Origin of the sequence: Psychroserpens sp. (assembly GCF_045105015.1) — a bacterium.
In the GTDB taxonomy this organism is placed as follows: domain Bacteria; phylum Bacteroidota; class Bacteroidia; order Flavobacteriales; family Flavobacteriaceae; genus Psychroserpens.
Map to the genome: position 1 here is coordinate 1 of NZ_JBGCCX010000164.1, position 16,977 is coordinate 16,977.

The following is a 16,977-nucleotide window of genomic DNA, read 5'->3' on the forward strand; positions in this document are numbered from 1 at the left end:
TGGAAGTATTTCTATTGAAATCAATAACTCTATGATTTTACTACCAGAAAACCCTATGAAACGCCGTTACTTTGACGAACGTGTTGGCTGGTTTACAAGTAGCCAAACAGATTATGGACAAGAAGACCAAAAAAGTAAGACTCTTGAGTATCTTGACCGTTGGAGACTTGAAGTTCGTGATGAAGATTTAGAAAAATTCAAACGTGGTGAATTGGTTGTTCCAAAAAAACAAATTGTATATTATATAGATAGAGCTACTCCAGAAAAATGGCGTAAGTATATCAAACAAGGTATTGAAGATTGGCAAGTAGCTTTTGAAGCAGCAGGTTTTAAAGAAGCTATTATTGCTAAAGATCCACCATCTATTGAAGAAGACCCTGAATGGACTCCAGAAGACGTTCGTTATTCAGTAGTACGCTATTTAGCATCTCCTATTCCTAACGCTAATGGTCCACACGTAAGTGATCCAAGAACTGGTGAAATTCTTGAAAGTGATATCAATTGGTACCACAATGTAATGTCTTTATTACGTGGTTGGTTCTTCGTACAAACGGCTGCTATTAATCCTGATGCGCAAGGACCTCAATTTAAAGATGAAGTTATGGGTCGATTAATTCGTTTTGTATCTGCACATGAGGTTGGACACACATTAGGTTTACCTCACAACATGGGAAGTAGTGTTGCTTATAAAGTAGAAGATTTAAGAAGTGCTGAGTTTACTCAAAAGTTCGGAACTGCACCATCTATAATGGATTATGCTCGTTTTAACTACGTGGCACAGCCAGGTGACGAAGGTGTTGCGTTAATGCCAAACATTGGTATTTACGACAAATACGCTATTTCTTGGGGTTACAGACCTATTTTAGATAAATCAGCTGAAGAAGAAAAACCTGTCCTAAATGACTGGATAATGAAACATGCTGGAGATCCAATGTACAGATTTGGTCACCAACAGGTCGGAGATATTCACGATCCAAGTTCACAAACTGAAGATTTAGGTGACGATGCTATGCTAGCAAGTGACTACGGAATTAGTAACTTAAAACGTATTGTACCTAACTTAATAGAATGGACAACTGAAGTTGGTGAAGATTATGATGATTTACAAGAAATGTATGGTCACGTATTATCTCAGTTTAGACGTTATATGGGACATGTTTCTAATAACATAGGAGGTGTTTACGAGCACTATAAAGCTGCTGATCAACCTGGAGCTGTTTATACTGCTGTCCCTAAAGACCATCAGAAAAAAGCAATGAAATTTATTCAAGATAATTTATTTAACACACCAGAGTGGTTGATTGATAAAACTATCTTTGATCGTATTGAATATTCTGGTTCTGTTGATCGCGTAAGAGGTTTACAAGTAAGAACATTAAACAATATCATGAGCTTAGGTAAAATGCAACGTTTAACCGAAGCTGAAACTCATAATGGTAGAGATGCATATGCACTAACTGATATGATGAAAGATTTACGTCGTGGTATTTGGAGTGAATTACGAACAGGAAAAAGAATTGATACTTACAGACGTAATTTACAACGTGCGCATATTGATAGATTAGGATATTTAATGACGGCTAAAAACCAAAGTGGAAGAACATTTAGCCCATACATTAAGGCAACAGCTGTTAATACTAGTCAGTCTGACATTAGAGCAGTTGTAAGAGCTGAATTAAAAACATTACGTAGTCAATTACGTTCTGCTCGTGGAGCCGACAATATGAGTAGAATACATATTGCAGATGCTTTAGAGCGCATTGATACGATTTTGAATCCTAATGGATAACAGTAAATATTACTAGTAGAAAAGCTTCAGTTAATTCTGGAGCTTTTTTATTTTAGCACGTCAATAATCCCTTCTTTATAATTCTCAAAACTTATCAAGTTATTATGACCAGCACCTTCAATAGTAATGAAAGTTGTTAACTCATTTGGCGCAACAGATTGTAACTTTTGAGCTGAACTATATGGAATCACAGCATCATCTGTACCATGAAACATCGTGATTGGACATCTAACTGCTCTAATAAATTCATTAGAAGGAAATTCGTATCGCAATAAGCTCTTTACTGGAAATATTGGAAATCGATGTTTTGCTACATCTAAAATACTATAATAAGGTGTTTCTAAAATAAGTTGTTTTGGTTCATGATTTGAAGCCAAATAGGAAGCTACACCAGTACCTAGAGAACGACCATATATAACTATATCTTCTTCAGAATAATGCTGCAAGACATAATTATAACAATACTCCGCATCGTCATAAAATCCTTGTTCACTTAACTTTCCTTTACTCTTTCCGTAAGTTCTATAATCCATTATGAACACATCATAATTTAAAGACACAAAATGTTCGCCTATTATTCCCCAACGACTTAAATCTCCAGCGTTTCCATGAAAGTATAAAATCACTCCTTTTGGATTTTCTGTTTTAAAATGAATGGCATTAATAGAAACATTTTCAGCAGTATTTAAAAACAATTCCTCAAAAGGATACCTAAAATCGTATTGATAATCTTGAGCCAATGTCGTAGGCAAAAATAAAATCTTTTCTTGTAAAAAATAAAGTGAAGCTCCAATCATAACATAGAGTATTAAAAGAATTTTAAAAACTCTTTTAAGCTTTCTTTTTCGTTGGTTTTGAGGAGTGTATGACATCAATACTTGTTGTTTTTAAGTCTATGATTTTTGGTGTTTTATTTATTATATCGTCTAGCATATTATGATACGATTCAAAATTATTTAAGTTTTTATGTCCACCACCAATAACTGTATGCAACTGTGTTAAACGAGGATTAACCTGAGACAACTTCACACTGGTTTTATATGGAATGAGTTTGTCATGAGTACCATGAATAATGTGTATTGGACATTGCACATATTTTAACCACTTATAAGTTGGTAAAGGATATTTCATTAATAATGACAAAGGCATAAAAGGTGCATAACGTGCTGTAACTTTTGTTAAACTATAATAAGGTGCGTCAAGAATAAGCATTTTAGGGTGATTCATTGATGCTAATTTTGATGCAAAACCAGAGCCAAGAGAACGTCCGTATAGAATGATTCTATCTTCTGTTGTCATTTCTTTTAACTTGTTATAAACCAACTGCAAATCGCGTTTAATGGCTTTTTGTGATCGTCTGCCAGTACTTTTTCCGAAGCCCCTATAATCAACCATTAATACATTATAACCATGTCTAGTGAAATCTACAGCAAACTTTCCCCAACCTTTAATACTCTTCGAATTACCTTTTAAATATAAAACGACTCCTTTACTTTCACCTTTGGGAAAAAAACGTAAACCATTAATAACTGCACCATCTCTGGTTTCTAGATTATATTCTTTCGTGTCTTGGTTCTCGTAATCAAACTGAAAATCTTTAGGAAGTTTTTCTGGTTTAAACAACATATAATCTTGTAAGTAATATAATGCAATACTTATAGCTATGTAAATAATTAATACAGTAACAACTATAGATAACCAATATGGCATGCTGAAGGTTTTAAGTTCATACAAGATAGGAAATTAATAAAGAATCGTTTTCTTTGTATTTCAATAGAAGACCAAATGTATTTTTTACCCGAAAAATTAGATGAGTATGTTGTAGCTCATTCTCAAGAAGAACCAAAATTATTACAACAGCTCACTAGAGAAACATATCAAAAAATTTTACAACCTATTATGCTAAGTGGTCCTTACCAAGGAAGAGTATTAAGTATGATTTCAAAATTAAAATCACCTAAAACCATATTAGAATTGGGTACGTTTACAGGATATGCTACATTATGTCTTGCAGAAGGTTTACAAGATGATGGTATCATTGACACTATAGACATCAATGAAGAGTTAATTGATTTTCAACGTAAATATTTTGACAGGTCACAATACGGAACACAAATACATCAACACTTAGGTAGCGCTCTAAATATTATTCCTAAATTAAAAAACACCTATGATTTAGTCTTTATTGATGCAGACAAACCTAATTATTCAAACTATTTTAATTTAATTATTGACAAGATGAATCCTGGAGGCATCATTTTGTCTGACAATGTCCTTTGGCATGGAAAAGTGATTGAACCATTGAATGAAAAAGACAACTCAACTAAAGCAGTTTTAGAGTACAACACACTTCTAAAAGCAGATCATCGTATTGAAACAGTCATGTTGCCTATACGAGATGGCCTAACTGTAAGTCGAAAAAAATAATGTGATTATTGTTCTCTTTTGATAGAACCTGAGAAATCTTCTATTTCGTCTTTAACCTTTGTGATCTCTTCTTTAATATCCTGAGTCACATTAGTTTCGATATGTTGTTTTTCAGTAGCTGTTTTCTTTATTTCTGATTTCACTTCATTTGTAGCATCTCTTAAACTTCGCATTCCTTTTCCTAAACCTTTGGCTACTTCAGGAATCTTATCAGCACCAAAGACCATCACAGCTATAAATAGTATGAACATAACCTCTGTGGTTCCGATAAATAAAAATATTGCTAATAGTTTCACAATGCAAATATACTAAGATGTTTGGATTGGTTAGAAAATGATGGCTAAATTATTTTGCTAATTTATTCAGTTTTAATCATCACTACTTGCAACTTGAATATGAAACGCTAAAAGTTTATCAATTAAAAATTCAAAAAGCTTGATATCACTTTCCAGTTTACAAGTCTCTAAAAACTTAGGGTCTTCGGAAGCATAATAGAAAAATTCTGTTTTTAGCTCTTCTTTGAGTTCTATGTGTCCAAAAAGATCATCAGATAAATTTGAAATTGCTTTATCCATACAAGCGTCTTGTTCTTCTAATCTCACTAGTCGTTTAAGCTTTTTAGTTCGTCCAGAAATTCTATTTAAAATTTTATGAATATTGATTGTAGCAACCAACCCATAATAGTATACGAATTTCCCTGCATCTGCCTCAATTAACCGTCGCTGTTTTTGCGTTTTTGGTTTTCCAGTATATCCTGGAATACCGACATCATAAAAATTTATTTCTGGCTTTGCATTACTGTTTTTTATATCAGACATTAAATCTCCTGTTAGTACTTTACCAACAACAACTTCATCGAGTTCATTTATACGATCTTCGAGATTAATTTTTATAAATCTTGAAGTCATCATCTCGTGAGATACAACAATTTTTTTAGGTATGTACTGAACACTCGATACTAAAATAGTATCATTAACTCGTGCAGAAATTTCAAAAGCGCCTAAGCGATTAGTAATGGTATATTCTTCTGCAGAAATATTAAGAATATGTATTCCGTCTAGCTCAGCATTAGCAAAAACTTGCCCTTTTAAATCAGTAGTTTGAGAACTACTACAAAAAACGCTTAAAAAAAATAAAAATGATATGTAATTAGTTCTCTTCAACTTGAGATTTAAATGCTTGCAATTTTTGTTGTAAAAACTCCAACATTTTAAAGTCATTATTAGTTCTACTTAAAGGTAAGAAATTTGGATCGTCTGAAACAAAATAGAAAAACTCAACACGCTTTGAAGCTTCTAAGTTATCAATATTAAAGAGCATTTCGGACATGTGAGACTTGACTTCATCCATTGCTCCGTCAGCATTTTCTCTAGCTATCTGTGCCTTAAGTTTTTTTGTACGACCAGAAATCCAGTTTAACAAAGGAGTTAAAGGGACTAAGCCAGAACCTGTAGTAGCTGCATGTAATCGCCTTTCTGATTGTGTTTTTTGTTTACCTGTATAACCAGGTATACCTAAATCATAAAAATTCAAGTCAGCTTTTGCATCACTATTTTCAATATCAGACATTAAATCTCCAGTCAGTATTTTACCAACAACAACTTCATCTAGTTCTGTAATTTTATCACTAAGGTCTACTGAAATGAATTTAGATTGAATTATTTGAGGAGTTACCAATATTTCTAGAGGTTTATATTGTATGGCAGAAACTAAGATAGTATCATTAACAGAGGCTATTATAAAAAACTCACCATCATCATTTGTAATTGTGAATTTGTTGGCTGTCTTATTTATGATGTGGATACGATCAATATCAGAACTTGCGGTAACTTTACCTTGAATTTCAGTAGATTGAGAAAATACAATACTAAATTGTATTAAACATAAGGTTAAAAAAACAATACTTTTAGCCCTTGTCATTCTGTTTATTTAAAAATGTTTTGCTTTTTTGGCTTAACACTTCAAGAAATTCAAGCTCTTTTCCATAATTAAGTAGTGTAAAATCAAAATCCTCATCATCTTCTACATATCTAATAAACTCTTCAACTCTATGCTCTGGAATACCAAAATTATCAACCAGGAACGTAGATCCAAAATAATACTTAATTGCACTCACTGGCACTTCCGTTATACCTACTGCTTTTTTGTCTTTAACTTCTGACCTAAACAATGGCAATAATATTTGATCTACAATATTTACAATATTTAAACCATTAACCATTGTCTGAGATTGGGAATGCATAGCAATATTATTTATTTCAGATCTGTTATCATCAGCAAACTCATACTCATCACTTCTTTTAATACCAAAATAAAGAGCATCAAGTTTGGGATTAAATGTTTTTACGCTACTTATATCGGTATCTAAATCTCCTGAAAGTCCTTTAGTCATAACTAAAACTTCATCAAGTTTATTAATTTCTTCAATTAGAATAACACGAATTCGTTTAGACTTTAGAATAGCACTACTAACTTTGAAATCGAAGTTCTGATATTGTAAAGCTCTTATTTCAATAAAGTCATTTAAAGCAACAGCAAGCGTAAACTCTCCTTTCTCATCAGTAACAGCTCCCTTATTTGAGGACGTATTATAAACTGTAATTCCCTCTATATCATTACCTTCAACGATAATTTTCCCTTCAACAGAAATACGCCTAACATCTTGAGATACTGCATAAAAACTTAAACAAAACAATAAAATTGGTAATAGCTTTTTCATAAATTCCTTATTTATTATAAAAATAATTTCAATTGACTTAATTTCAACATAAACCCTTGTAAACTTTTGTTAAATTAAAGGTTTACTTAAATTTACAATAAATAAAATGAAGTCTAAACAGGCTTTAACGGTTTTAAAAATGTATCTATGAAACAAATTATTATAGCAAGTACGTCAACCATTCATGGCAGTGGACCTCTAGAATATTTATTAGATGAACTTTCTGTTTTTTTTAAGGATACTTCTGAAATAGTTTTTATTCCATATGCTAGACCTGGAGGTATTTCACATGATGAATACACTAAGAATGTAAATAAAGCTTTTAGTAAAATCGGAAAAGTCGCTAAAGGTATCCATGAATTTGAAAACCCTAGACTTGCTATCGCTAACGCTAAAGCTATTTTCACTGGTGGTGGAAACACTTTTGTATTGGTTAATCAACTCTATAAAAATAATTTATTAGAACCTATAAAAGAAGCTGTAAATTCTGGAACACCATACTTAGGGACTAGCGCTGGAAGTAATATATGTGGATTAACTGTAAACACAACTAACGATATGCCAATTGTATATCCTCCAAGTTTTAAAACCTTTGGTTTTGTACCTTTTAATATCAACCCACACTATTTAGATCCTGATCCAACAAGTACTCACAAAGGTGAAACAAGAGAAACTCGAATTAAAGAGTTTCATGCATTCAATACGCAACCAGTAGTTGGTCTTAGAGAAGGGAGTTGGCTGGCCGTAAATGGAAATGAAATCCTATTGAAAGGCCCATTAAGCGCGAGACTTTTTGAACACGAAAAATCTCCTTATGAAGTTGAGCCAGAATCAGATTTAAGTCATTTAAAATAGTTATAAAGTTTTTAGAAAATGATATCCTAAGATTTCAAATCCTTCATTATAATAAAATTTATGTGAGGGATAGTTTTGAACATAAGTATTCAATTCTGCTGTATTAACACCTTTGGTTTTAACAAAATTATAGATCCAATTTAAAAACTGTTTTCCAATACCTCTATTTCGGTAGGATTCGTCAATAAACACATGATCTAATTCAACAGTTTTTCCTGCATAATGTCTTGTACAATACCAAAGTCCGCAAACTCCAATTAAAATATCTTCATCATAAATTACAGCACATTCATAATTTTCAGTTACCATAGCAGCAAAACGCTCTTTTAAAATAGCATCAGAACATTTATGGCTCGTTAATTGTTGTATTAATGGTATGATGTTATTTATTTTAGATGGCTCTAAAATTTGAAACCGAAAAGACATAATCATAATTTAAGAGTGAAGATAATTATTTTTAACTGAAAATGAATTAGTAACTTCACTTTGACATAAATTAAAACATATTGAAACGTCGAGACTTTATAAAATCATCTTTTGCTTCAGGCTTTATTCTAACCGTACTCCCGCAATTAGCTTTTCAAGCTAGTACGAATGAAATAAGCTATCAAGAATTAATTGGCAAAGGCAATCCTAAACTATATGGTGACGGATTTCAACTACGCGAAGAAGCTTATGATGCCTTTATGAAAATGAAAACTGAAGCACTTAAAAGTGACATTCGCATACATATTGTGTCTAGTTATAGAGGCTTTAATCATCAAAATAGAATTTGGGAACGTAAGTACAATAGAAATATTAGTAAAGGATTATCGCCTCAAGAAAGCATTAAAAAAATTATAGAGTATTCAACCATACCAGGAACATCAAGACATCATTGGGCCACAGACATTGATATTATTGACACCAATGTCACGCAACCATCATCTGTATTGCAGCCTAAGCATTTTGAAACTGAGGGTTGTTTTAGAAAATTAAAGCTTTGGATGGATCAAAACGCCAACACTTTTGGGTTTTATCTTGTGTATACAAGTTCACCTAGTCGTAAAGGCTTTAAATATGAACCTTGGCATTATAGTTATAAACCGCTTTCAAGTCATTATCTATCTCAATACAGAAAGTTGAGAATTAAAGACATTATAGCCAATGAAAATCTATTAGGAAATAGTTATTTTTCTGAAGAATTCATTACTAATTACTTAAATCATAATATTTTGGATATAAATCCGGAACTTTTGTAAATTTAAAGCATAAACAACCTAGACCATGAGAGGAAAGAATTTAAAAATCAGATTATTTATAGCATTAGCTGTTGTTGCATTTGCTTTTCTAAGAAAATGTAGCCAAGAAGAAGTTAATCCATATACAGGAAGAACTCAAGCCATTTCATTATCACCAGAACAAGAGATTGCCATAGGTTTACAAAGCGCTCCTGGCATGGCTCAACAACATGGTGGTTTACATCCAAATGCACAATATCAAGCATTGGTTGATGATGTTGGAAATAAACTTATTAGAAGTAGTGTAGCTAACGAGACTCCATACGAATATGAGTTTCACTTATTAGCAGATCCTAATACTATAAACGCCTTTGCCTTACCTGGAGGACAGATATTTATTACCTATGCTTTATTTTCTAAATTAGAAAATGAAGATCAGCTTGCTGGTGTATTAGGTCATGAAATTGGCCATGTTTTAGGAAAACATTCTAACGAAAGAATAACCAATGCGAATTTTTGGAAAATCATTGCAATGGGAGCTTCTTCTGTAGATTTAGGTGGTGTTGCTCAACAATATGGAAGTGGAGAATTATTAAAAAATGGTAGAGGTGATGAATTAGAAAGTGATGATTTAGGAGTTAAGTTTATGTTGAAAGCTGGATATCAGCCGGAAGAAATGATTGATGTTATGGAAATTTTAAAAGCAGCAGCTGGACCAAATAGAGTACCAGAATTTCAAAGTACGCATCCAGATCCAGAAAACAGAATTGAAGAAATAAGAGCATCTATTGAGAAATACAAAAAGACGCTTTAATAAAGCGCCTTTTCTACTAACTAACTCAAATAATTGCCTGTTTCTAGGCTGTTTTATCTTTAAAACGCTTTAAAAATTGCTCAGCATCTTTAGCCTTAGCGTTTTGTGCAATCATTAATGCTGTTCTACCTTCATCACAATATTTATGAATTTTAGAACCTGCGGTGATTAATATTTTAATCATTTCTACACGATTATATTTTGCAGCATAATGAATTGGCATCATCCCATTTGATTTGGCATTAACGTCTACTCCATTTTTTAATAATCGGTTAACTTCTTCTACGTCGCCTTTAGCAACAGCTGTGCATAAAGGACTAACTTTTGATTTTTGAGCAATCACTTCTTTTGATGAAGTATTACTAATAACATTGTTTGCATTTAAAGCGGTCACTGAAAATGCCATTGCGATTGCAACGATAACTACTGATTTTTTCATGATGAAAGATTTTAAATTAATTGATTGTTTTTTGATTATACTATATAGACGACTTATTTTAATAAGTGTTACACTTTAAAAATTAAATAACATTTTTTTAACTATTTGTAAACAAATCTGTTAAGAACATCACAAACCAAACAGAACGAAAAACAGTTTTAATACTATTACTTTATAAATTTTATTATTGTATTATTTTGGTTCACAATTTTTACCATTTAGATTGATAAACTTTTATCTTTGAATTCAAATATGACAACATGAATAAAAAAGTAATTTTGATGATTCTTGATGGTTGGGGAAAATCTCCAGACCCAAAAGTTTCAGCTATAGACAATGCATACACACCTTACATAGATTCATTATATAAGAAATATTCAAACGCGTCTTTAAGAACTGATGGACTTCATGTTGGATTGCCAGAAGGACAAATGGGAAATAGTGAAGTTGGTCATATGAACCTAGGAGCTGGAAGAATTGTATATCAAGATTTAGTCAAAATTAACTTAGCAGTTGAAAACAATTCTTTAAAGGATGAACCTGAATTAAAAGCAGCTTTTGATTATGCTAAATTAAATGATAAACCTGTTCATTTTTTAGGATTAGTAAGTGATGGTGGAGTACATTCACATATTAATCATTTATTCGGATTAGTTGATGCAGCTAACAATTCTGGTATAAAAAATTCCTTCATTCATGCTTTTACTGATGGTCGAGATGTAGATCCCAAATCTGGATTTGGATTTATAACGTCTTTAGAGTCACATATTAAAAATACTAATACAAAACTCGCCTCTGTAACTGGTCGATACTATGCTATGGACAGAGACAAGCGTTGGGAACGTATAAAACTAGCTTACGATGCTATTGTTAATGGTAAAGGTGAGCAGTGTAAAAATGCAACAGATGCTATTCAGAATAGTTATAATAACAGTATTACTGATGAGTTTATAAAACCTATTGTAATGGTAGATAGTAACAATGATCCTATCGCAAAAATTCAATCTGGTGATGTCGTAATTTTCTTCAATTTCAGAACAGATAGAGGAAGAGAATTAACTGAAGCATTGTCTCAAAACGATTTTCATGAACAAAACATGCATAAACTAGATTTATATTATGTAACCATGACTAATTATGATGATTCATTCAAAGGAATCAAAGTGATATACAACAAAGACAATCTTACAGAAACTCTTGGAGAAGTCCTTGCTAAACACCATAAAACACAAATAAGAATTGCTGAAACTGAAAAATATCCTCACGTAACATTTTTCTTCTCAGGAGGTCAAGAAGATCCATTTGAAGGCGAATCTAGAATTTTAAGAAATTCACCTAAAGTAGCAACTTATGATTTAAAACCTGAAATGAGTGCTTTTGAACTTCGTGATGCATTAGTTCCTGAACTCCAAAAAGGAGCTGTTGATTTTGTTTGTTTAAATTTCGCAAATGGAGATATGGTTGGTCACACAGGAGTTATGGAAGCTGCAATTAAAGCTTGTGAAGCTGTTGATATATGTGTAAAAGATGTTGTAGAGGCTGCTCTTGAGAAAGATTATACAACACTCTTGATAGCTGATCATGGCAATTGCGAAACAATGATAAATCCTGACGGCACACCTCATACTGCTCACACAACAAATCCTGTACCTATTATTTTAATCAATAATGATAATACAACAATTAAAGATGGAATATTAGGAGATATCGCACCTACCATTCTTAAACTAATGGACATTGAACAACCTAAAGCTATGACACAAAAATCGTTAGTCACACTTTAATTCAAAATAGATAATTATTGTACTTTTGAAAACTTTAAGGAACTAGCCTATGAATTTTTTAGATAAACTTGTCATTGCTGTAGATTTTGATGGAACCATAGTTGAAGATGCTTATCCAAAAATTGGAAAACCTCGCATTTTTGCTTTCGAGACAATGAAACGTCTTCAAAAAGATGGACATCGTTTAATTTTATGGACCTACAGAAGTGGTTCAAAACTTGATGATGCTGTTCAGTTTTGCCAAGAAAATGGCATCACATTTTATGCAGTTAATCAAAGTTTTCCTGAAGAACAATACGATAATTCCGTAAGTCGTAAAATTTACGCAGATATTTATATCGATGATAGAAACATTGGTGGCATCCTAGGTTGGGGAGAAGTATTTCAGATCATCACTAACGAAACACCTGAAATTAAAGAACCTAAACGAAAAAAAGGATTTTTAGGACTCTTCAGTAAATAATTACATCATCTCAAAATACATTTTATCTAAGTTTTCTCTGTGATCAGGGTGTGCTATTTCAACTAAGGCATTCACTCGTTCCTTTATCGTTTTCCCATACAAATTAGCGACACCATATTCTGTAACCACATAATGAATATGTGCCCTCGTAGTTACAACTCCTGCTCCCATTTTTAAAGCTGGTACAATTCTACTAATTCCTTTTTTTGTAATAGAAGGCAATGCAATAATGGCTTTACCACCATCACTTAAAGACGCTCCTCTAATAAAATCCATCTGCCCTCCTACTCCAGAATACATTTTTGAGCCAATAGAATCAGCACAAACTTGACCAGTAAGATCAACTTCAATTGCAGAATTAATTGCAACCATTCTAGGGTTTTGTTTAATTACAGACACATCATTTACATAATCAGAAGATCGCATTTCAATAAACGGATTATTATCAACATAATCATATAAACGTTTTGAGCCCATCAAAAAAGTAGCTAAAGCTCGCCCTGGATTTACACCTTTATAGTTTCCATTGATAACGTCTTTCAGAATTAAATCAATTACACCATCTGAAAACATTTCAGTGTGCAAACCTAAATCTTTATGATTGTGTAATCTCGACAACACAGCATTTGGAATATTCCCAATTCCCATCTGCAAAGTACTTCTATCTTCAATTAGATTTGCAACATGATCACCAATTTTGGTTTCAACAGCAGTAGGCTCAGATACTGGATGAGAAGGTAAGGGCTCATCAACTTCTACAAACGAATCTATTTCCGAGATGTGAATTATACCGTCACCAAAGGTTCTTGGCATTTGTTTGTTTATTTGAGCTATCACATGATCTGCATTATCAATAGCTGCTAAAGTCGCTTCAACAGAAACACCTAACGAGCAATAACCATGTTCGTCTGGAACAGACACATGAATTAGTGCTACTTTAACATCCACAATATTACGCTTAAACAATAAAGGCACTTCACTCAAAAATACAGGTGTATATGAACCATTTCCTGCTTTTAGTGTATGACGAACATTCCGACCTATAAAAAAAGAATTCACATGAAAACTATCAGCATATTCTGGATTGGCATAAGGTGCATCTCCTTCAGTATGAAGTTGACAAATAGTTACATTACGCAATTCTTCATGTCGATTGGCAAGTGCTTTTACTAATACTGTCGGTACAGCAGCAGCTGCTTGAATATAAATTTTATCGTTTGACTTTACAACCTTGAGAGCTTCTTCAGCACTAATAGCTTTATACATATTATTCTGATTTAATGATGGTACAAAGTTAACATAGAGTTGCAATTAAAAAACTGTCAAATATCATATTTAAGTTGAAAGTTTTAAATTTTAATTTTAAGTATCTTTGCCCATATTATTTGATGATGATTATAGTAAAAACTAAAGAAGAAATTGAATTAATGCGTCAAAGTGCATTAGTCGTTTCTAAAACCTTAGGAATGCTTGCTAAAGAAGTTAAAGCAGGTGTTACCACAAATCAATTAGATAAACTCGCTGAAGATTTTATTAGAGCGCAAGGTGCAGTGCCCGGATTTTTAGGGCTGTATGATTGTCCGTCAACCTTACTATGTAGTGTTAATGATGCCGTTGTACATGGTTTACCAACTGACAGGCCATTAGAAGATGGTGATATTGTATCGATTGATTGTGGTTCAATTATGAATGGTTTTTATGGTGATCATGCTTACACTTTTGAAATTGGTGAAGTTGCAGAGGAAACTAAAAAACTCATTCAAGTGACTAAAGAATCACTTTATGTTGGGATTAAAGAATTGAGAGTTGGAAATCGTGTTGGAGATGTTGGGTATGCGATCCAAAAACATTGTGAAGCTCATGGCTATGGTGTCGTTAGAGAATTAGTAGGCCATGGTTTAGGAAGAAAAATGCATGAAGATCCAGAAATGCCAAATTATGGTCGTAGAGGTCGTGGAAAAAAATTCATTGAAGGTATGGTTGTAGCCATTGAGCCAATGATAAATGGTGGCACACATCGCGTAAAGCAATTAAAAGATGGCTGGACCATTGTCACTCAAGACGGAAAACCTAGTGTTCATTTTGAACATGATATTGCCATTGTAGATGGCAAACCAGAAATTTTATCAACCTTTGCATACGTTCATGAGGCTTTAGGAATTACATCTACAGAAGAAGATGAATTTAGAAAAGAAGCGTTAGTGCTTTAATATGAAGCGAATCTTTAAACTCATATTAAACACAATACCAAGACCTATATTAATTAGACTGAGTTATATTGCTCGTCCAATTCTCGCTTTTTTTTTAAAAGGAAACACTTACACAGATCCAATTGATGGGAAGCATTTTAAAAGCTTTTTACCCTATGGTTACGGAAATCAGCGCAACAATGTTTTATCGCCTTATACACTCTCACTAGAACGTCATAGACTGCTTTGGTTGTACTTGAAAAACGACACAGATTTCTTTTCTGCGGAAAAAAAAGTGCTTCACTTCGCACCAGAACAATGTTTTTTAAAGCGTTTTAAAAAACTAAAGCATATAGATTATACAACTACCGATTTAGAATCTCCTATTGCTGATGTGAAAGCAGACATATGCAATCTTCCATTTGAGGACAATAGCTACGATGTTATTTTATGTAACCATGTATTAGAGCATATTCCAGATGACACTAAAGCTATGCAAGAATTGTATCGTGTATTAAAACCTGGTGGTTATGGAATATTTCAAATTCCACAGGATTTATCTAGATCAGAAACTTTTGAAGATGATTCTATAACAGACAAAAGTGAACGTGCTAAAATCTTTGGTCAGTACGACCATGTTCGCGTCTATGGAAGGGATTATTTTGATAAGCTCAGAAGCATTGGATTTAAGGTTGATGAAGTTGATTACACAACTAAATTTTCTGAAGAAGACATTGAAAGATTCTGCTTAGCAAAAGGTGAGGTTATTCCAATAGTTTACAAATAAAAAAAGCTGAACTAAATATATTTAGAACAACTCGACTATGGTATATACGGGAATTAGAATTACCGATTAAGTATTTAGACATTTTTTTAAGTTAAACCGAAAGATTTGGTGAATTTAGTTAATAGCTCTAAACTATAGATTAAGCATTATAACCTGTATTAATTAAAATCATTGTTGTGTGTTCAGTATTTTTTTAGCCTCAAAATTTTTCTTTAATATGTCTATTTCAGAAGCTGTTTCATTGAAAAAAATCACTAGTTCTGGCATGAAACTCTCTAATGTTGGATAGCGATCTCTATTCTTATCATATCTTTCTAATTCTTTGACTAACTCATCAGTCCATAAAAAACTGCTACTTAACTGTTCATTCAATTCAATTTCGATTGCTTTTTTATCAAAATTATGGTCTTTCATATATTTAATAACAATCGCTCTAACCAATGCTTCATCATACATAGTTTTCCAATTACCATAGGCTTGTTTATTCATTTCATCTTTTACTTTATCAAAAATAATTGTGCCGCTTTCTTGAAGTTCTGAACGATATTTTTCTACAATATGATTTACAAATGAATGATTAAATTCGTGTAGAATTGTTGGAAAATAATCTTTCATTTCATATTTAGGCATGCCTAAACTATCAACACTCCACGTTCCCATAATAGCATAAACTACTTCATTTCCATTTGGATGCATTATTTTTGGACCATAATTTGCGCCACCATTTCCTAATCCATTTATAATTCTAAATTCTCCTTTTGGCTTTGCACCATAAAAATCTTGATACCATTTTAAGTCTATATTTTGATATACATTTTTAAATCTGCTTGATGCAGTTTTGTAAAGTTCTTTATTGTTATTAAAAAAAGTTTCACAGTCGGCATCAGTATAAAATCCATTTAACAGTTTTAAAAATTTCTCAGCACTTTCTTGCCTCCATGATTCCTCAAGTGATTTATTTGAAAATGGGACTACAATAGGATTTATTTTTGGTGGTTCAGTTATGTGAATGGCCATACTCATAACAGAACTAAAACCAATTCCATCTTCACGTAATTCATTCTTTACATACTGTATTAAATCGTGACTTTTAAACTTTCCAAAATGATTTTCAATATTTTCAACATACTTTGGAAAAAGGTTTTGACAGTATTCTGGGCTATCTGCCAGCCTAAATACAATGCTTAACAATTCTACACGTCTGTCTACTTTAGGCTCATTTAGTATCGTTTTCTTTTCAGAACAGGCGCTTAAAATGATTAATAGTAAAAACATTTCTAATGTTTGTTTCATCTAATTTTTCTGTTTTTTCATACTTTTTAATCATGTACAAAAATTGCTTATTCTAAAATAATAGTTAAAACTCAAAGTTTATAAAAATTGGTATAATAAAGCTCCAATTATTGTATAAAATAACATAAGAAAAAGCTCTAATTTATTTCGTCTTAAATAATTCATTTGTAAAAAAATAAAAAAGTTGAGCTTATAAAA

At 32.2% G+C, this 16,977-nt stretch carries 19 protein-coding genes; 9 read left to right on the plus strand and 10 right to left on the minus strand.

All coding sequences use genetic code 11. The features are described from left to right. On the plus strand, positions 1–1,789 hold a 1,789-nt coding region (locus tag AB8B90_RS12705; protein WP_405337455.1), incomplete at its 5' end, for a zinc-dependent metalloprotease. 47 nt (positions 1,790–1,836) lie between these two features. On the opposite strand, the gene AB8B90_RS12710 is transcribed toward AB8B90_RS12705, so the two are convergent. Further along, entirely contained in the window at positions 1,837–2,586 is a 750-nt protein-coding gene (locus AB8B90_RS12710) for an alpha/beta hydrolase (protein ID WP_405337457.1), read from the minus strand. 34 nt (positions 2,587–2,620) lie between these two features. Further along, positions 2,621–3,499, minus strand: a complete 879-nt coding sequence (locus AB8B90_RS12715; RefSeq protein WP_405337459.1) for an alpha/beta hydrolase — start codon at positions 3,497–3,499, stop codon at positions 2,621–2,623. Between the two features lie 75 nt (positions 3,500–3,574). On the opposite strand from AB8B90_RS12715, the gene AB8B90_RS12720 reads away from it, so the two are divergent. Further along, positions 3,575–4,216: an O-methyltransferase gene (locus tag AB8B90_RS12720; protein WP_405337461.1), complete on the plus strand. Its 642-nt coding sequence runs from the start codon at positions 3,575–3,577 to the stop codon at positions 4,214–4,216. Positions 4,217–4,221: 5 nt separating this feature from the next. Here AB8B90_RS12720 and AB8B90_RS12725 read toward each other — a convergent pair whose 3' ends face one another. The 4 genes from AB8B90_RS12725 to AB8B90_RS12740 all read right to left on the minus strand — a co-directional run bounded on the left by AB8B90_RS12725 (position 4,222) and on the right by AB8B90_RS12740 (position 6,935). Beyond that, on the minus strand, positions 4,222–4,512 hold the full coding sequence (locus AB8B90_RS12725) for a twin-arginine translocase TatA/TatE family subunit (protein WP_405337463.1): 291 nt from the start codon (positions 4,510–4,512) through the stop codon (positions 4,222–4,224). A 72-nt stretch (positions 4,513–4,584) separates the two neighbouring features. Beyond that, positions 4,585–5,379, minus strand: coding sequence for a carboxypeptidase-like regulatory domain-containing protein (locus AB8B90_RS12730; protein ID WP_405337465.1), 795 nt, complete (start codon positions 5,377–5,379; stop codon positions 4,585–4,587). Then, a complete protein-coding gene (locus tag AB8B90_RS12735) occupies positions 5,366–6,136 on the minus strand; it encodes a carboxypeptidase-like regulatory domain-containing protein (RefSeq protein WP_405337467.1) in 771 nt (256 codons plus the stop codon). The genes AB8B90_RS12730 and AB8B90_RS12735 overlap by 14 nt, the downstream gene beginning before the upstream one ends. Beyond that, complete coding sequence (locus AB8B90_RS12740; RefSeq protein ID WP_405337469.1) at positions 6,123–6,935, minus strand: carboxypeptidase-like regulatory domain-containing protein; 813 nt, start codon at positions 6,933–6,935, stop codon at positions 6,123–6,125. Before AB8B90_RS12740 ends, AB8B90_RS12735 begins: the two co-directional genes overlap by 14 nt. A 147-nt stretch (positions 6,936–7,082) precedes the next feature. On the opposite strand from AB8B90_RS12740, the gene pepE reads away from it, so the two are divergent. Then, positions 7,083–7,790: a dipeptidase PepE gene (gene pepE / locus AB8B90_RS12745; protein WP_405337471.1), complete on the plus strand. Its 708-nt coding sequence runs from the start codon at positions 7,083–7,085 to the stop codon at positions 7,788–7,790. Here the strand turns inward: pepE and AB8B90_RS12750 are convergent, their stop codons facing one another. Then, complete coding sequence (locus tag AB8B90_RS12750) at positions 7,791–8,216, minus strand: GNAT family N-acetyltransferase (RefSeq protein ID WP_405337473.1); 426 nt, start codon at positions 8,214–8,216, stop codon at positions 7,791–7,793. Between the two features lie 80 nt (positions 8,217–8,296). Between AB8B90_RS12750 and AB8B90_RS12755 the strand changes: the two genes are divergently transcribed. Beyond that, positions 8,297–9,031: a M15 family metallopeptidase gene (locus AB8B90_RS12755; RefSeq protein WP_405337475.1), complete on the plus strand. Its 735-nt coding sequence runs from the start codon at positions 8,297–8,299 to the stop codon at positions 9,029–9,031. A gap of 25 nt (positions 9,032–9,056) precedes the next feature. Then, positions 9,057–9,824 carry a M48 family metalloprotease gene (locus AB8B90_RS12760; protein ID WP_405337477.1) on the plus strand — a complete coding sequence of 256 codons (768 nt, stop codon included), beginning with the start codon at positions 9,057–9,059 and terminating at the stop codon, positions 9,822–9,824. A 43-nt stretch (positions 9,825–9,867) separates the two neighbouring features. Here the strand turns inward: AB8B90_RS12760 and AB8B90_RS12765 are convergent, their stop codons facing one another. Then, positions 9,868–10,263 carry an ankyrin repeat domain-containing protein gene (locus tag AB8B90_RS12765; RefSeq protein ID WP_405337479.1) on the minus strand — a complete coding sequence of 132 codons (396 nt, stop codon included), beginning with the start codon at positions 10,261–10,263 and terminating at the stop codon, positions 9,868–9,870. A 260-nt stretch (positions 10,264–10,523) separates the two neighbouring features. On the opposite strand from AB8B90_RS12765, the gene gpmI reads away from it, so the two are divergent. Further along, on the plus strand, positions 10,524–12,047 hold the full coding sequence (gpmI, locus tag AB8B90_RS12770; RefSeq protein ID WP_405337481.1) for a 2,3-bisphosphoglycerate-independent phosphoglycerate mutase: 1,524 nt from the start codon (positions 10,524–10,526) through the stop codon (positions 12,045–12,047). Positions 12,048–12,096: 49 nt separating this feature from the next. After that, positions 12,097–12,510, plus strand: coding sequence for a BT0820 family HAD-type phosphatase (locus AB8B90_RS12775; RefSeq protein WP_405337484.1), 414 nt, complete (start codon positions 12,097–12,099; stop codon positions 12,508–12,510). On the opposite strand, the gene AB8B90_RS12780 is transcribed toward AB8B90_RS12775, so the two are convergent. After that, complete coding sequence (locus AB8B90_RS12780; protein ID WP_405337487.1) at positions 12,511–13,776, minus strand: acetyl-CoA hydrolase/transferase family protein; 1,266 nt, start codon at positions 13,774–13,776, stop codon at positions 12,511–12,513. It abuts the gene before it with no gap. Positions 13,777–13,901: 125 nt separating this feature from the next. On the opposite strand from AB8B90_RS12780, the gene map reads away from it, so the two are divergent. Together map and AB8B90_RS12790 are read left to right on the plus strand one after the other, a co-directional pair. Further along, positions 13,902–14,720 carry a type I methionyl aminopeptidase gene (map, locus tag AB8B90_RS12785; RefSeq protein ID WP_405337531.1) on the plus strand — a complete coding sequence of 273 codons (819 nt, stop codon included), beginning with the start codon at positions 13,902–13,904 and terminating at the stop codon, positions 14,718–14,720. Between the two features lies 1 nt (position 14,721). Continuing rightward, positions 14,722–15,486, plus strand: a complete 765-nt coding sequence (locus AB8B90_RS12790) for a class I SAM-dependent methyltransferase (RefSeq protein WP_405337490.1) — start codon at positions 14,722–14,724, stop codon at positions 15,484–15,486. Positions 15,487–15,654: 168 nt separating this feature from the next. Here the strand turns inward: AB8B90_RS12790 and AB8B90_RS12795 are convergent, their stop codons facing one another. Beyond that, a complete protein-coding gene (locus AB8B90_RS12795) occupies positions 15,655–16,779 on the minus strand; it encodes a DUF4932 domain-containing protein (protein WP_405337493.1) in 1,125 nt (374 codons plus the stop codon). Positions 16,780–16,977 lie beyond the last annotated feature (198 nt).

What these genes read in the sequence shown, in the direction of transcription:
- AB8B90_RS12710 (WP_405337457.1), bottom strand. Translation starts at nt 2,586, where the DNA reads ATGATTGGAGCTTCACTTTATTTTTTACAAGAAAAGATTTTATTTTTG.
- AB8B90_RS12715 (WP_405337459.1), bottom strand. Translation starts at nt 3,499, where the DNA reads ATGCCATATTGGTTATCTATAGTTGTTACTGTATTAATTATTTACATA.
- AB8B90_RS12720 (WP_405337461.1), top strand. Translation starts at nt 3,575, where the DNA reads ATGTATTTTTTACCCGAAAAATTAGATGAGTATGTTGTAGCTCATTCT.
- AB8B90_RS12735 (WP_405337467.1), bottom strand. Translation starts at nt 6,136, where the DNA reads ATGACAAGGGCTAAAAGTATTGTTTTTTTAACCTTATGTTTAATACAA.
- AB8B90_RS12740 (WP_405337469.1), bottom strand. Translation starts at nt 6,935, where the DNA reads ATGAAAAAGCTATTACCAATTTTATTGTTTTGTTTAAGTTTTTATGCA.
- pepE (WP_405337471.1), top strand. Translation starts at nt 7,083, where the DNA reads ATGAAACAAATTATTATAGCAAGTACGTCAACCATTCATGGCAGTGGA.
- AB8B90_RS12750 (WP_405337473.1), bottom strand. Translation starts at nt 8,216, where the DNA reads ATGTCTTTTCGGTTTCAAATTTTAGAGCCATCTAAAATAAATAACATC.
- AB8B90_RS12760 (WP_405337477.1), top strand. Translation starts at nt 9,057, where the DNA reads ATGAGAGGAAAGAATTTAAAAATCAGATTATTTATAGCATTAGCTGTT.
- AB8B90_RS12765 (WP_405337479.1), bottom strand. Translation starts at nt 10,263, where the DNA reads ATGAAAAAATCAGTAGTTATCGTTGCAATCGCAATGGCATTTTCAGTG.
- gpmI (WP_405337481.1), top strand. Translation starts at nt 10,524, where the DNA reads ATGAATAAAAAAGTAATTTTGATGATTCTTGATGGTTGGGGAAAATCT.
- AB8B90_RS12775 (WP_405337484.1), top strand. Translation starts at nt 12,097, where the DNA reads ATGAATTTTTTAGATAAACTTGTCATTGCTGTAGATTTTGATGGAACC.
- AB8B90_RS12780 (WP_405337487.1), bottom strand. Translation starts at nt 13,776, where the DNA reads ATGTATAAAGCTATTAGTGCTGAAGAAGCTCTCAAGGTTGTAAAGTCA.
- map (WP_405337531.1), top strand. Translation starts at nt 13,902, where the DNA reads ATGATTATAGTAAAAACTAAAGAAGAAATTGAATTAATGCGTCAAAGT.
- AB8B90_RS12790 (WP_405337490.1), top strand. Translation starts at nt 14,722, where the DNA reads ATGAAGCGAATCTTTAAACTCATATTAAACACAATACCAAGACCTATA.
- AB8B90_RS12795 (WP_405337493.1), bottom strand. Translation starts at nt 16,779, where the DNA reads ATGAAACAAACATTAGAAATGTTTTTACTATTAATCATTTTAAGCGCC.